This is a genomic window from Ahrensia marina (genome assembly GCF_042140245.1).
In the GTDB taxonomy this organism is placed as follows: Bacteria; Pseudomonadota; Alphaproteobacteria; order Rhizobiales; family MH13; genus MH13.
In genome coordinates this window covers 1,018,679-1,033,518 of sequence record NZ_CP159483.1, presented here as the reverse complement: position 1 = coordinate 1,033,518, position 14,840 = coordinate 1,018,679, and the positions used below count along the sequence as shown (strand labels likewise).

At 59.0% G+C, this 14,840-nt stretch carries 16 protein-coding genes; 12 read left to right on the top strand and 4 right to left on the bottom strand.

Features of this window, described 5'->3' with window-relative positions; translation table 11 throughout:
• Positions 1–7: 7 nt before the first annotated feature.
• The 4 genes from ABWH92_RS05040 to ABWH92_RS05025 all read left to right on the top strand — a co-directional run bounded on the left by ABWH92_RS05040 (position 8) and on the right by ABWH92_RS05025 (position 2,812).
• A complete protein-coding gene (locus ABWH92_RS05040) occupies positions 8–943 on the top strand; it encodes an electron transfer flavoprotein subunit alpha/FixB family protein (RefSeq protein WP_375572724.1) in 936 nt (311 codons plus the stop codon).
• Positions 944–993: 50 nt separating this feature from the next.
• Positions 994–1,872, top strand: coding sequence for a 3-hydroxybutyryl-CoA dehydrogenase (locus ABWH92_RS05035; RefSeq protein WP_375572722.1), 879 nt, complete (start codon positions 994–996; stop codon positions 1,870–1,872).
• 178 nt (positions 1,873–2,050) lie between these two features.
• Positions 2,051–2,272 (top strand): hypothetical protein, encoded by a 222-nt coding sequence (locus ABWH92_RS05030; RefSeq protein ID WP_375572720.1) that lies wholly within the window; start codon positions 2,051–2,053, stop codon positions 2,270–2,272.
• Between the two features lie 9 nt (positions 2,273–2,281).
• The gene (locus tag ABWH92_RS05025) at positions 2,282–2,812 is read left to right on the top strand and encodes a hypothetical protein (RefSeq protein WP_375572718.1); all 531 of its coding nucleotides are present in this window, start codon (positions 2,282–2,284) and stop codon (positions 2,810–2,812) included.
• On the opposite strand, the gene ABWH92_RS05020 is transcribed toward ABWH92_RS05025, so the two are convergent.
• Positions 2,809–3,492 (bottom strand): TlpA disulfide reductase family protein, encoded by a 684-nt coding sequence (locus ABWH92_RS05020; protein ID WP_375572716.1) that lies wholly within the window; start codon positions 3,490–3,492, stop codon positions 2,809–2,811. The two genes, ABWH92_RS05025 and ABWH92_RS05020, sit on opposite strands and share 4 nt — an antisense overlap.
• 50 nt (positions 3,493–3,542) lie before the next feature.
• Between ABWH92_RS05020 and argH the strand changes: the two genes are divergently transcribed.
• The 4 genes from argH to ABWH92_RS05000 all read left to right on the top strand — a co-directional run bounded on the left by argH (position 3,543) and on the right by ABWH92_RS05000 (position 9,299).
• On the top strand, positions 3,543–4,946 hold the full coding sequence (gene argH / locus ABWH92_RS05015; protein ID WP_375572714.1) for an argininosuccinate lyase: 1,404 nt from the start codon (positions 3,543–3,545) through the stop codon (positions 4,944–4,946).
• A 127-nt stretch (positions 4,947–5,073) separates the two neighbouring features.
• Positions 5,074–5,259, top strand: a complete 186-nt coding sequence (locus ABWH92_RS05010) for a lipoprotein (RefSeq protein ID WP_375572712.1) — start codon at positions 5,074–5,076, stop codon at positions 5,257–5,259.
• 12 nt (positions 5,260–5,271) lie between these two features.
• Entirely contained in the window at positions 5,272–6,540 is a 1,269-nt protein-coding gene (gene lysA / locus ABWH92_RS05005; protein ID WP_375572710.1) for a diaminopimelate decarboxylase, read from the top strand.
• A gap of 158 nt (positions 6,541–6,698) precedes the next feature.
• Positions 6,699–9,299: a TIGR02302 family protein gene (locus ABWH92_RS05000; protein WP_375572708.1), complete on the top strand. Its 2,601-nt coding sequence runs from the start codon at positions 6,699–6,701 to the stop codon at positions 9,297–9,299.
• A 142-nt stretch (positions 9,300–9,441) separates the two neighbouring features.
• Here ABWH92_RS05000 and ABWH92_RS04995 read toward each other — a convergent pair whose 3' ends face one another.
• Positions 9,442–9,816: a response regulator gene (locus ABWH92_RS04995; RefSeq protein WP_375572706.1), complete on the bottom strand. Its 375-nt coding sequence runs from the start codon at positions 9,814–9,816 to the stop codon at positions 9,442–9,444.
• A 105-nt stretch (positions 9,817–9,921) separates the two neighbouring features.
• The gene (locus tag ABWH92_RS04990; RefSeq protein WP_375572704.1) at positions 9,922–10,803 is read right to left on the bottom strand and encodes a zinc-ribbon domain-containing protein; all 882 of its coding nucleotides are present in this window, start codon (positions 10,801–10,803) and stop codon (positions 9,922–9,924) included.
• A gap of 161 nt (positions 10,804–10,964) precedes the next feature.
• On the opposite strand from ABWH92_RS04990, the gene ftsE reads away from it, so the two are divergent.
• The 4 genes from ftsE to ABWH92_RS04970 all read left to right on the top strand — a co-directional run bounded on the left by ftsE (position 10,965) and on the right by ABWH92_RS04970 (position 14,301).
• A complete protein-coding gene (gene ftsE / locus ABWH92_RS04985; protein ID WP_375572702.1) occupies positions 10,965–11,624 on the top strand; it encodes a cell division ATP-binding protein FtsE in 660 nt (219 codons plus the stop codon).
• A 72-nt stretch (positions 11,625–11,696) separates the two neighbouring features.
• Positions 11,697–12,680 (top strand): cell division protein FtsX, encoded by a 984-nt coding sequence (locus ABWH92_RS04980; protein ID WP_375572700.1) that lies wholly within the window; start codon positions 11,697–11,699, stop codon positions 12,678–12,680.
• A 128-nt stretch (positions 12,681–12,808) separates the two neighbouring features.
• Positions 12,809–13,489, top strand: coding sequence for a YdcF family protein (locus tag ABWH92_RS04975; protein WP_375572698.1), 681 nt, complete (start codon positions 12,809–12,811; stop codon positions 13,487–13,489).
• 56 nt (positions 13,490–13,545) lie between these two features.
• A complete protein-coding gene (locus ABWH92_RS04970) occupies positions 13,546–14,301 on the top strand; it encodes a lysophospholipid acyltransferase family protein (RefSeq protein ID WP_375572696.1) in 756 nt (251 codons plus the stop codon).
• Here the strand turns inward: ABWH92_RS04970 and ABWH92_RS04965 are convergent.
• Positions 14,286–14,825 carry a gamma-glutamylcyclotransferase gene (locus ABWH92_RS04965; RefSeq protein ID WP_375574191.1) on the bottom strand — a complete coding sequence of 180 codons (540 nt, stop codon included), beginning with the start codon at positions 14,823–14,825 and terminating at the stop codon, positions 14,286–14,288. The two genes, ABWH92_RS04970 and ABWH92_RS04965, sit on opposite strands and share 16 nt — an antisense overlap.
• Positions 14,826–14,840 lie beyond the last annotated feature (15 nt).

The following is a 14,840-nucleotide window of genomic DNA, read 5'->3' as shown; positions in this document are numbered from 1 at the left end:
TATGACGATGACAACACTCCTGATCGCCGATCACGACAACAACGCGCTTTCCGCTGAAACCACCAAAGCAATGACAGCCGCCGCAGAGCTCGGCGCCCCCGTCGATGTGCTGGTCGCCGGCCTTGGCACAGGATCTGTCGCTAACGAAGCCGCGTCGCTGCAAGGTGTGCAGAAGGTTTTGCATGTTGATGACGCCGCGTTGGAACATGCGCTCGCCGAACCGATGGCTGCACTCATCATCTCACTGGCCGATGCCTATGATGCCTTCGTTGCGCCTGCCACCACCACCGGCAAAAACATCATGCCGCGTGTCGCCGCGCTGCTCGATGTGATGCAGCTCTCCGACATCATCAAAGTGGAAAGCGCTGACACATTCCAGCGCCCCATCTATGCGGGCAACGCAATCCAGACGATTAAGTCCTCTGACGCCAAAAAAGTCATCACCGTACGCGGCACTGCTTTTGATGCCGCTGACACCGGCGGATCAGCGCCAGTCGAGACTGTCGCCCTGCCCGATGTACCGTCAGTCTCAAGCTTTTTGTCGGCTGATATGGCCGAGACCGAGCGCCCCGAGCTCACCAGCGCCAAAGTCATTCTCTCAGGCGGCCGCGCACTGGGGTCTAAAGAAGAGTTTGAGCGGGTGATCTTACCCTTGGCCGACACGCTCGGTGCGGCTGTTGGTGCCTCGCGCGCAGCCGTCGATGCGGGCTACGCCCCCAATGACTGGCAAGTCGGCCAGACCGGCAAAGTGGTTGCTCCAGACCTTTACATCGCCGCTGGCATCTCCGGCGCCATCCAACATTTGGCCGGTATGAAAGACAGCCGGATCATTGTTGCCATCAACAAAGATGAAGATGCCCCAATCTTCGATGTCGCTGATTACGGTCTGGTCGCTGACCTCTTTGAGGTGCTGCCAGAGTTGAAATCAGCTATTGAATCCTAGAAGAGTAGCGAGCGTCTGAAAAAGACAAGCGACGGAAAGAACGAACAAGCATGAGTGGCATTCAAAAGGTCGGCATTGTCGGCGCCGGGCAGATGGGATCGGGCATTGCCCATGTCTGCGCCCTGTCGGGTATAGATGTGGTGCTTCAAGACTTGGCTTTGGACAAGGTTGAACAGGGTCTGGCCACCATTTCTGGCAACATGAACCGGCAAGCCACCAAGGGCATCATTCAAGAGGCCGACATCAAGCCCGCCTTGGCCCGTATCGCTGCCTCGGATGCCTATGAGAACATGGCCGATTGCGATCTGGTGATCGAGTCAGCAACCGAAGATGAAACCATCAAGCGGAAGATTCTCGCCCAGCTAGCCCCAGTGGTGAAATCCAGCGCCATTTTGGCCACCAACACCTCGTCCATTTCCATCACCCGCTTGGCAGCATCCACCGATAGGCCAGAGAAGTTCATCGGCATCCACTTCATGAACCCGGTGCCTTTGATGGAGCTGGTGGAAGTGGTGCGCGGAATTGCCACTGATGATGAGACCTATGAAGCCTCGCGCAAATTTGTGGCCGACATCGGCAAACAGATCACGGTCGCCGAAGACTTCCCGGCGTTCATCGTCAATCGCATCCTGCTGCCGATGATCAACGAAGCCATCTACACGCTCTATGAGGGTGTCGGCTCGGTGGAAAGCATCGACACCGCCATGAAGCTTGGGGCCAACCACCCGATGGGACCACTGCAACTGGCCGACTTCATTGGTCTGGACACCTGTTTGTCGGTGATGCAGGTGCTCTACGACGGCCTGGCCGACACCAAATACCGCCCCTGCCCCCTGCTGGTGAAATATGTTGAAGCCGGATGGGTTGGCCGCAAAGCTGGCCGTGGCTTCTATGACTATCGCGGTGAGACACCGGTTCCAACGCGGTAGACTGTTGTTTGCCGATCAGCGCTGGGTGCTTGATCCAACCGTCATCTGTTTGGTGACGGGTGAAACATGTCATGGCCTGGCCGGACGGATGACAAATCCATCCAACCTTCCGCATTCCATCAACTGATCGGAAAGCATTTGCCCCTAAGCTTGACGCCAAGCTTAGGAGTTTACCCACGTGGAACCTGTCGCAATCGCATCCTCAGCGATGGCCAACAACCAGGCGCAAATCGGCGCCGCTGCTGCGCAAAAGGTCATGAAAATGAACCAGGAAGCCGCGCAGCAATTGGTTGCCATGATCGATCAGGCAGCGGCCAACTCGGCAGCTTTGGCGGATGCGCAAGCGGTTGGCTCGGCCACCGCAGCCGGTGTCGGCACACGCGTCGACCGCCAAGCCTAGGGCGCGCGCATGGGCGGCATCATCCTGGTTGGGATTCTATCCGGCATGGTCTTTGGCGCGCTCGCCACGATGATGCGCCAATACGCGAGCGCTATCATCCTTGCACCCATCATTCTGGCGCCTATCGGCTACCTCTTCGTTTGGCGTGACGCATTGATTGGCCCATGCTTTTTCGCCAGCAACTTCGCCACTGATGCCTGCACACCAATGCGTGGATTGATCGCCACCACCTTGGAACATGCCGGTGACACGGTGATTGTGGTGGTCGCGCACATAGTGGTCGCGTTTGTCATGGTCGCTGTGCTTTCAGTCTCGCGAACCGCCATTGCCAAAGCAAATATGAAGTCACCCCATCAAAGAGAGATGGAACGCTTGGCCTACGAGCAAAGACTGGCCGCTCAACTGGAAACCAAGCGGCGCATGGAAGAAGAGATGGAAGCCGCCACCAAGGCAATCCACGCTTCGCGCGCTGCGCGTGCCAAAGCCCGAGAAAGGGCCAGAGAACGCGCCCGTGAGGCCCAACTGGAAGCGCCGTCTTAGGGCACGCGCGCCGCATCCACCAGCGCCACCGCATCACGGCTGTCCCAATGGGCCGCGCCGGCGAGAAAGCCCTGCAAACAACCATCGCTGTCGATCAGCAAGGTCGTCGGCATGCCAAACGCCAAACCTTCAGCGCGTAGATCCTGAAAAAGATCGGCTGAGCTATCCTGGTAGAAGGCCAACGCCCCCACCTCGATTTCATCCAAAAACCCCTGCGGGTCAGCGCTTTCGCGCGTGTCGATGTTAACGGCGACCACTTCAAAATCATCGCCACCCAGATTGGCCTGAAGCCGATCAAGCGCGGGCATCTCTTCGCGGCATGGCGCGCACCATGTGGCCCACAGATTGAAGAGCACTGTCTGTCCGCGCCAATCCTCCATGGTGCGCGAAGCGCCTTCACCATCAAGGAAGTTCATCATCGGCGCAGGGCGGGCGTCATCAACCACGGCAAACGCTGCCACCTCGCCTTGCGCTGCGGCATCCAAAGCGGCGCGTCGCTCCTCACTGATGGTGCATGCTGCTGCCGTTTCATCATTTGCAGGGAGGTCATTGTTGAGATAGACCGCAAGCCCACCGGACGCGACGCCAAGTATGGCGGCGACCAACAGCAACACCGTCAGCCTTATCTTGCCACCATCCCGCTTGGGAGATTGGCTGTCTGGGCTTTGCGGTGACGACATAACAACGTTCCTTTGAAGACTTGGGCGAACAACAAGGGCAATACGGCCAGATGAGTGATACAAGCAAAGACACTGGCAAAAACAGCATGTGGGGCGGGCGCTTTGCCGCAGGGCCTGCCGCCATCATGGAGGACATCAACGCCTCCATCGGCTTTGACCAAAAGCTCTACCGCCAAGACATTCAAGGCTCCAAAGCGCACGCCACCATGCTGGCAGAGGTCGGCATTCTGACCGCTGAGGATCGTGACACGATCATCAAGGGTTTGACGCAGATTGGCGAAGAGATCGAACACGGTCACTTCACATTTTCGCGTGCCCTTGAAGACATTCACATGAACGTCGAAGCGCGACTGCGCGAGCTGATCGGCGATGCCGCTGGACGTTTGCACACCGCCCGTTCGCGCAACGATCAGATAGCGACCGACACCAAGCTCTATGTCCGTGCCGCCATTGACGGCATCGACGCGGCCCTGGCCGACCTCCAGAAAGCCTTGGCTAAAAAAGCACTGGAGTATGCCGGTACGGTTATGCCCGGCTTCACCCACCTTCAGTCCGCTCAACCGGTAACCTTCGGTCATCATCTGCTCGCCTATGTGGAGATGGTGAACCGCGACCGGGGCCGTTTCCAAGATGCTCGCAAGCGGCTGAATGAATCCCCGCTTGGTGCCGCTGCACTGGCTGGTACCAGCTTTCCCATTGACCGGAAGATGACGGCAGAGGCGCTGGACTTTGATCGACCAACAGCCAACTCGCTGGATTCAGTTTCCGACCGCGACTATGCCCTCGAAACGCTGGCCGCCGCTTCGATCCTTTCCATGCATCTCTCGCGTTTTGCTGAGGAGATCGTCATCTGGTCGTCGGCTCAATTCCAGTTCATCCAGCTGTCGGATGCGCTGACCACTGGCTCATCCATTATGCCGCAGAAGAAAAACCCAGATGCAGCCGAATTGGTGCGCGCCAAGATCGGTCGCGTCATGGGCGCCTTCACGGCGCTGATGACCGTCATGAAGGGCCTGCCCATGGCCTATGCCAAGGACATGCAGGAAGACAAAGAGCCGATTTTTGATGCGCTGGAAACGCTGGAACTCTCTATTGCGGCCACGACAGGCATGGTTCGCGACATGGTGCCCAACGCCAAAGCGCTGAAGAAGGCCGCCGGATCAGGCTATGCCACCGCCACAGACCTTGCCGATTGGCTGGTGCGGGTGCTGAACATGCCATTCCGCGATGCCCATCATGTCACCGGCACACTGGTCGGCATGGCAGCTGAGCGCAAAGTAGACCTGCACAAACTATCACTGGATGAGATGCAAAGCGTCGAACCGCGGATTACCGAGGATGTCTATTCCGTGCTTTCGGTCGACAAATCGGTCCGCTCACGCCTCAGCTATGGCGGCACGGCCCCGCAGAACGTACGCAAACAAGCACGCAAATGGTTGCGTCAACTTAGTTGACGCAGAACAGATGGACGTGTGGGTTGCGTCAGTTGAGCTGATGCAGAACAACAGGAATGTTGGTTGAAAAAGCTGACCAAAACCGCCTAGGGATAGTCAGCACAGTTTTTCGTGAAAGAGACGCGCCATGCGCCTTCGCACATTGATCCTAACAACTTTGCTCGCCCTGACCCTGGCGGGTTGCGGCGTGAAGGGCCCGCTTGAGCCACCGTCGGCCCGCAACGCGCCTGAGCAGGCGGGTGATGGGGCTGAAGCACCCGTTGCAGCACCGCAAGAGGATCGCCCGTTTATCCTTGATGGGCTCCTTCTCTAGCAAAGCGCCGTCATGCATCATTTCCAATATCGCGATGGCCGCCTCTTTGCCGAGGACGTGCCGGTTGAAGCGCTTGCCCGCGAGGTGGGCACGCCGTTCTATGTCTACTCAACCGCGACACTTGAACGGCATTATCAAGTGTTCACCGACGCGTTCGGCGACCTGCCAGTGCTGGTTTGTTACGCGCTGAAAGCCAACTCCAACCAGGCGGTGATGGAAACGCTTGCCCGCCTTGGTTCTGGCGCTGATGTCGTCTCAGGCGGCGAACTGCAGCGTGCGCTACGCGCCGGTGTGCCAGCCAAAAAAATCATGTTTTCGGGCGTTGGCAAAACCCGTAACGAGATGGAAGACGCGCTCACGGCTGGTATTCTATGCTTCAACGTGGAAAGCGAACCGGAGCTTGAGCGCCTATCTGCTGTTGCCACCGCAATGGGCAAGGACGCGCCGGTCAGCTTGCGCATCAACCCCGACGTGGACGCCAAGACACACGCAAAAATCACCACAGGACTGTCGGAAAACAAGTTCGGCATACCTTGGGTACGCGCCCGCGATGCTTATGCCCGCGCGGCGAGCCTGCCTGGCATTCAGGTGATCGGCATCGACATGCATATCGGCTCGCAGATCACCCAGCTGGAACCGTTCGATCAGGCGTTCGGCAAATTGGGTGGCTTCATCGAAGCGCTGCGCAGCGATGGCCACACGATCCATCATGTCGATCTGGGCGGCGGCCTTGGTATTCCCTACACCGACGACAATGATCCGCCACCGCACCCCGATGACTACGCGACGGTGGTGAAAAAGCATGTCGATCAACTCGACTGCGAGATCATTTTCGAGCCTGGAAGGCTGATTGCCGGTAATGCCGGTATCCTGGTGACCAAGGTGGAGTATGTGAAGCCCGCCGACGGCAAGACGTTCGTGATCATCGATGCGGCGATGAACGATCTCATCCGCCCAACGCTCTACGATGCGCACCACACCATCCGCCCGGTGGTCGAGCCGACCTCACCGGAATTGTGGCCCGTTGTCGATCTGGTAGGCCCGGTCTGCGAAACCGGCGATTACATCGCCAAGGACCGCTCCTTTCCGCCGGTGAAAGAAGATGATCTCATCGCGGTTTTCTCCGCCGGGGCTTATGGCGCGGTGCAAGCTGGCACGTACAACTCCCGCCTTTTGGTGCCCGAAGTGATGGTGAACGGCGACCAGTTCCATGTTGTGCGCCCGCGCACCACGATGAATGAGCTGATCGGCCTCGACTCCCGTCCAAGTTGGTTTGAGTAGCTGCGACCCTTCAGCCCTGTCATCTTGGGGGTTGATCCAAGAACGTCACAAATGTGACCTCCGCAGATCCCGGACAGCACGGTCGTCAGAGCAACAATCGGCACACCGTCAAGCATCAAAGCCTTGTCTTGGCCACACCTGCGCGCCAAACTCCCAGTATGAGCCGTGCGCACCTGCCAGAATCAGGGCTTGAAACCCAGCTTTCCAAACGCATCGCCCGGGCCACTGGCCGGGCGAAGCTTTTTGCATTCGTTGAACGACTGTGGCCGCGCCTGGTCTTAGTCGGCTCAATCCTTGGGCTGTTCCTTGCGCTTTCCTGGCTGGGTATTTGGCCATTGCTACCAGACCTTGCCCGGTTTGCGCTTGTTGGCCTGCTGGGCCTTGCTTTCTTGGCGTCCATACTTTGGGCTTTGCGGACTCCACGGGCATCTCATCAGGAGGGTATGAAACGGGTTGAAGCAGCCTCGCATCTAGAAGGCAGGCCTCTGGCCGCACTCAACGATGCGCCGTTTGACACAAGCAGCCCGCAAGGCATGGCGCTCTGGCAGGCGCATCAGGACCGCATGGCCGACAAGGTTAAACGCTTGACCGCCGGGTTCCCAGCACCGCGGACCGAACTGTTGGATCGCTGGGCCCTTCGCGCGCCCGTTTTGCTTATCCTGGTGGTCGCATTCTTCGTCGCCGGTCCGCAACGCGTTGAGCGGATTGCCCAGGCGTTCGCTCCTATTCAGTCGGCACCCACGGTGCCGGTGCGAATTGATGTCTGGGCAACGCCACCGGCCTACACAAGCTTGCCGCCGCGCACTCTGCTTGCGGGCGCCACAATGGATGGCACAACCGAGCCACCCATTGGCGCCATGCTGCCCACGGGCAGTCGGCTGACGATCCTTTTGAGCGATCCGGACGCCGTTACCGCCAGCCTCACACCGATGAATGGCACAGAGACACTGACTCTTACGTCAGAGGAAGAACAGGCCGGAAGCCTGGAAACGGTGCTAGCCGCCGATGTGACGCTTGATCTTTCATCGCAGGCAGACACGCTATCCCTTCCGCTTCTCATCACACCTGACACGCCACCAACGATCCACTTTGCCGGCGAACCTGAGGGTACGGCGGTCGGGGCGATTGAAATTCTCTACACCGCTGAAGATGACTACGCGGTGGAAAGCGCACACGCCGATGTTGAGCCTGCCGACGAGCGCTACGCCGACGCCACGCCGCTCATACCAGCGCCGCGCATCGATCTCGTCCTGCCACAAACCCCGACCGGTGGCACCGTGGAAACCACGCGCGACCTTTCCGCCCATCCCTGGGCTGGACTTGAGGTCGACATGACCTTGGTGGCCACTGATGGCGCGGGCCAAGAGGCGACCAGTGAAACCCTGACCGTTCTCCTTCCACAGCGTCCTTTCCGCGAACCGCTGGCCCGAGCTTTGGTTGAGCAGCGCCGATTGCTCGCCATCGACAGCCGCACCCAGCCCCGCGTTCTGACCACACTGGAAGGCCTGGCGCTGGCGCCAGAAACCTTCATGGAGGATGAGTTTTCCACGTTCCTTGCCCTTACCGTCACCACACAGCGCCTTCGCTTTGCCCGCGAGGACCAAGAGCGCTTAGAGGTGATCGATATGCTCTGGCAGTTGGCGCTGCAGGTTGAGGACGGTGATCTGTCGCTCGCTGCGGAGCGTTTGCGCGAGGCTGAAGAAAACCTTGCCGAGGCGCTGGAAAACGGGGCAAGCGATGAAGAGATTTCAGCGCTGATGGATGAGCTTCGCCAGGCTTTCCAAGAGTATATGCAAGCGCTGGCCGAACGGCTGCAGAACCAAGATATGGCGCAGATGCCGCAAGACATGCCTATGGCCAACCTCAATCCGTTGGCCATGCAGGATATGATGGATCAGATCCAAGATTTGGCCGAGCTTGGCGCCTCCGAAGCAGCCCGTGAACTTCTTGACCAATTGCGCGAACAGCTTGATCAGCTGCGTGGCGCCCAGGCCATGGAGCGGCGCGAACCAAGCCCGCAAGAGCAGCAACTGCGCGAGTCGATGCAAGAGCTACAAGCGATCACCCGCGAGCAACAACGCTTGCTGGATGAAACCTTCCCCTTCTCATCTGATGCCCAGCGCCAACAGGTGCGGCCACCACGGCAATTCTCTCCGCCAGGCGGTGAAAATGATCAAGCCGAACGCCCCGATGGCAACCAAAACACGGCGCCACAGTCCGACCCGCTGAACGAGCTTGCTGAGCAACAGCGCACGCTTGAGGAGCAACTGAGAGACCTGATGGATGCGTTGCGCGATCTCGGTCTCAACCCAGATCAGTTCGGTGAAGCAGGCGATGCCATGGAAGGCGCTGGCGAGATGCTGCAGCAAGGCGACCCCACCACGGCGCTTGGTGAACAAGGACGGGCTCTGGAAGCCCTACGTCAAGGCGCGCAGGACATGATGGAGCAGCTTGCCCAAGGCGAAGGCCAGGGCGGTGAAGGCCAAGCCCAAGGGCCAGGTCAAAGCCCAGGACCAGGCCAAGGCATGCCACGGATCACCTTCGGCCCGGGCGGTGACGGTCAACGCGGCACTGATCCACTAGGCCGCCCACAACGCGAAGCTGGCGGCCAGAATGCTGATGGAACCGTTCGCGTACCCGAGGAAACCGACATCCAGCGGGCCCGCGATATCTTGAACGAGATCCAGCGCCGACTCGGCGAACAAATCCGCCCGCAGGTGGAGCGGGATTATCTCGATCGGTTGATCGACCGGTTTTAGCTAACCATCCCAACAGGTGTCATCCTCGGACTTGATCCGAGGATCCATCTCTCTGCACTGCAAACCGCACCAATGCGCCGGTGGATTGCAAAGAAGCTGGGTGGCCGGGTCAAGCCCGGCCATGACGTTGGGTGGAAGGTAGTTAAGCCGCGTGCTTCTCCAGCACGCCGCCAACAGCATTGCGGATATCGGCCAAGGAGAACGGCTTCATGATCACGTCCTCGACCAGTGATTCAAGCCCATGGGCCCGTTCGCGCTGATTGGCATAACCGGTCATCAGCAAAATCGGCAGGCCCGGATAATCACGCACAGTGGAAAGTGCCAACGCGATACCGTCCATGACGGGCATCTGAATATCGGTCAAAAGCAGATCGAAAGCGCCGCTTTCTTCAGCCAACACTTCCAGTGCCATAGCGCCGTCCTCGGCGGTGCGCACCTCATGACCGTCCAGCTCAAACGCTTTTTCTAGAAAGGCCCGAACGGCCTCGTCATCCTCTGCAACCAACAGCCGTGCCATCGCGATGCCGTCCTATGTTTCTTTGGCAGACGCAAAAGGTGATTCTGTTCAGTTTAACACGGCGTGAACATCGGGCCAGATAGGCCGATTGGCCACAGTTTGCTGTCAGTTGATCGCGCCCGGAAGGCGCTCGTCTTCTTGCAGAAAGCGGACAGAAACGCTGGCAACGGTTTCAGGCGGTGCAGTCAGTTCGCTAAAAACGGGCACGCTTTGCTCTGGCAGCAGCTCGGTGGCAGCCGGGTCCACCCGCCAAACAAAAAGCTCCGCGCCAGTTTCTGCAAGCAATGCCATGCGCAGCGGCGCAACGGCGCGTGTGCTGTCATCGGCATTCACCATGCTGCCTTCAATGCGCAACACTGTCAGCCCGGCAACCAAAGCGCGCTCAGCGGTGAAAGGCGAGAACTCGATGCCACGCACGTTCACATCCAAACCAACCATTTGATAAAGCCGCGCCAAATCCGGCACTGCGCGTACAACGGCATCACGCGCCGGGATCGCCAACACAAGACCAATCAAGCCAAGGGCAACACCGGCAGGCGCAGCGACAGTGGCAGCTCGACGCAGAATCTGTTCAAATTTGGATGGACCAGAGCGTTGGCCTTTCAGGCGAACCCGGCGATGCTTACGTGGAACCGGTGCTTCAACCCCGGCATCAACCGGACCCGATGCTAATGCATCTTGCGTGGCGTCGGTCGCAACCTGGCTCTCGTCCCAACTGGCAAAGTCACCATCACCCTCGCCGACACCGTCCTCAGCCACAGCGGCAAAGCCATCCATTGCATCGCCACCACCAGCCATCGCCTCCTCGTTCTGGACATCACCAGCCTCGAAAAGAGCATCGATGTCAGCAGTCGACGCTATCTCTTCTTCTGGCACAGCGTGCCAGATCTTTTGGCATGAGGCGCATTTCACCTTGCGCCCGTTGGGGCCAAGCATATCGTCAGCGACGTCATAGTCAGACGAACAATGGGGGCAGACAATTTTCACAGGCGGGCCATTTTGTCACCAAAGACCTCAGAAAGGTCGATCCACAACTGGTAACGCGCGAGCGTTAAAGGGCTGTTAACCATGAAGGGTGCGAGTGGTATGCAACGAACGATTGCCGCGCGGGCCCGGGCGCATGACGGGTTGGGCAGGAGCATGCAGCTGTGCTGACGATGGAAAATGTAGGCCTACGCTACGATGGAGGGCCGGAGGTACTCTCCGACCTTTCCTTCGATATTGAGCCACGCAGCTTCCAATATCTCACCGGTCCTTCCGGGGCGGGCAAAACGTCGATGCTGAAATTGATGTCGCTGGCCATGCGCCCAACGCGCGGCGGCGTGACCGCCTTTGGTAAGAACACAGCACGCGCCAGCGCCCGCGAAATTCCCGCTCTTCGCCAACGCATAGGTGTCGTGTTCCAAGACTTCCGCCTGCTGGACCATCTGACCACCTTTGAGAATGTGGCACTGCCCTTGCGGGTTCAGGGCAAGGATGAATCCACCTATGGAGCCGATGTCCGCGAACTTCTTGGCTGGGTGGGTCTGGGCGAGCGTATGTACGCTATGCCCCCTGTGCTTTCAGGCGGTGAGAAACAACGCGCAGCCATCGCGCGTGCTGTGATCGGTCAGCCCGATCTGCTGCTCGCCGACGAGCCAACAGGCAATGTCGATCCGCAATTGGGCCGCCGCCTGTTGAGGCTTTTTGTTGAGCTGAACAAGCTTGGAACCTCCATAGTCATCGCCACCCATGATGTTCTGCTCATGCAACAGCATCAAGCGCGCCGGTTGGTTCTGCATGACGGTCAGGTGCAGATCTATGACTAGAGCGTCCTCAGCAGAAGTGAGCACCAGTTTTGCGTCCAGAAACGCAACAAGCCAAAAATTCGGTCCAACATCATGTTGAGACCTGAACGCGCCAGCACCAAAATGCAGGAGCGTGGCCCCGCCCATGCGGCCGAGAAACCTGTGCGCGACACCTCCAAGCCCGAACCCATTGTGCCGGAGCGATCCATTGCAGGCACCGCGCTGATGCTGGTGATCGCGATCATGGGGTGCTTGGCTTGTCTGTCAGTGGGTGCCGTCACCCTCGTTGATCGCGCCGCCAGCAATTGGAGTGCAGACATCGGGCGGGAACTAACCATTGAGGTCTCCGCCGTCGATCCGGCAACCATGGACCAGCGACTAGACCGCGCTGCCGACCTTGCCCGCGTATCACCAGGCATTGGATCGGTCTCTATCGTCAGCGAACAGGAAACGCGCGCCCTTCTTGAACCATGGCTTGGCATCTTGGGGTCCGAAGCAGCGCTGGCTGAACTGCCAATTCCTCGCCTAGTGGCGATGACCGTAACAGACACCAGCTTGCTCAACCTCACCACCTTGCAGGCCGCTCTTGATCAAGAGGTACCAGGCGCCACCGTTGATGATCACCGGGTCTGGACAGATCAGCTGGCCCGCATGGCGGGAGCCATGGTGCTTGGGGGTCTCGGTGTCCTGATCTTGGTGCTGTCAGCGACCATTCTGTGCGTGATCTTCGCCACCCGCGCAGCGATGGCCGGCAACAAGGATGTGGTGGAGGTGCTGCACTTTGTTGGCGCCAGCCACACTTTCATTGCGGGGCAATTTCAGCGGCACTTCTTGATGCTTGGCATGCGCGGTGGATTGATCGGTGGGGTCAGCGCGATCCTCATCTTTCTTATCTTCCAGCTCTGGGTCATGGCACGGCGCGGTGCCGCCGATGCGGCCCAAGTTGAAGCGCTGATCGGCTCACCAGCACTTGGGCTTTATGGCTATGCAGGTTGCGCGCTGGTGGTTTTCTTGATCGCCTTCCTGACAGCCGCTACCTCGCGCATCACGGTCAGCCGGTTCCTACGTGGGCGCTGACACATCTACTGCCAGTACCTGCATGCCAAAAACACGCCATTCACCCACCACAGTTTCACCCAATCGGCAGGTTAATTGATTTGCCGCATTTGACGCACTGACATCGCAAGGCGAAACTGAAGTGTATCGTGAACTCTGATTCCGCAACCATGTCCACGCAGGCCACAGAACCGACCAACAGTGCCGCAAACCCGCCTCGGCGGCGCAAGCGGACCGTTGCTGCACGCCTAGCAATGACCGCCACACTTGGCGGCTTGGCGGCGCTGTCGCTGGTTGCCTTTGCCGATTTTGTTCGCGATGTGAATGCGCTGGCAGCGCCCAGCCCGGTGGAAGCTGACGGTATCGTTGTGGTCACCGGTGGCCAGGCCCGCATTGAGGTGGCCCTGCAATTGCTTGAAGATGGTGCTGCGCAACGCCTGCTGATCTCTGGCGTCCACGATACCACCAGTGCCACCTCGCTTGTTGCCCGCACCCATGCCGACCCATCTTTGTTTGATTGCTGCGTCGATCTTGACCGCGCCGCGATGGACACCGCAGGCAACGCTCGCGAGACGGCTGCCTGGGCACAAGAGCACGAGTTTTCCTCACTTCTGGTTGTCACCAGCGCCTATCACATTCCGCGCACCACCCGCGAAATCGCCCGCCTTCTTCCTGGCGTAGAACTGATCCCGTTTCCCATCGATCCGGCAGCCGACGATCAACGCGCCATTGCACAGGAAAGCAGCTCTTGGCCGGTCAGCCTGTTGGCGCGTGAGTTTATGAAACTGCAATTGGCGCGCTTGCGCCATCTTGTCGGGGCAGCCGGTTAGGCCGATAAGGCTGCGATCCGTTCCGCATCCTCTCCTGGCTCCGTCTATCAAACCCTATGCCGAGATTACGCTCCATTGCTGCCAATGCGGCCTTCTACATCAACGTCATCCTCTGGATGGTGGTGTGTTCGCCCATCCTGCTCGGCCCAAGACACTGGTCGATCACAGCCATGAAGGGTTGGGCAAAGTCCACCATGTGGCTCACCCGATTAACGGCAGGCATCGCTTGGGAAATCCGCGGCCTTGAGAACATTCCGCGCAATCCCGATGGCACGATGGCTGGCTGCATCATTGCCTGCAAACATCAATCGACGTGGGAAACCTTCGGCCTGCTGCCCTATCTGGACGACCCGGCCTATATTCTCAAGCAGGAGTTGATGCGCATTCCACTGTTCGGTTGGTTTTGCGCCAAAGCCGACATGATCTCAGTGGAGCGCGCAAAAAACGCGCAAGCCCTCCGCAAGATGACAAAAGCTGCCAAAAAGGCCGTGGACGCAAACCGTCAGCTCATCATCTTCCCCGAAGGCACACGCAAGGCTGTGGGTGCGCAACCAGACTACAAGTCAGGCACTGCCCATATGTACAAGCAATTGGCTGTCCCCATGGTGCCTGCAGGCTTGAACTCCGGGCTTTTCTGGCCGCGTCGGCAGGGCAAACGCTACCCCGGCACACTGGTGATCTCACTGCTACCAGCGATCCCCGCTGGGCAAGACACCAAACAGGTTCGCGCTGAGCTTGAAACCCTTGTCGAAGCCGAAACAGACAAGCTGGTTGCAGAGGCGCGAGAGGCTAATACTCAGCTGCCCGCCTGAAGCCGGGTGGATAGCCAATGCAGGGTGGCATCATGCACCCCGAGCTTCTCCAGCGCCTGCGATGTCTGAACGACGTATTCCGGGTTCTCACCCGACTGGCCGACCGCACCGCGCACGATTTCCAACTGCGCCTCACGCGATAGAGCACCGGCATACTGCTGATGGAGCCGATCCACGCAGTAGGTCACCGCGCGAACATTATGCGGCAAGCCTTCAGCACGATCCAAAAGATGCACCGGCTGCACACGCTCTTGGTACACCATGGTCGCCTGCTCGCGTTCGCGCAGATAGCGCATCACCTCAGCCGCATGCTCGCCATCCACATGGAACGCCACACCCTGGCACGACCCGCCGCGATCAAGCCCCATGACGAGGCCTGGCCGTTCAGGCGTACCGCGATGGACATGACTGTAAACGCACAACGAGCGATGGAAGCCAAACAAACGCGCCGGATAGGCTGCGCGATGCGCAAAGCCAGGTCGCCAGATCAACGATCCATATCCAAACACCCAAAGATCATTCACCGTGCGGCTCTCCTT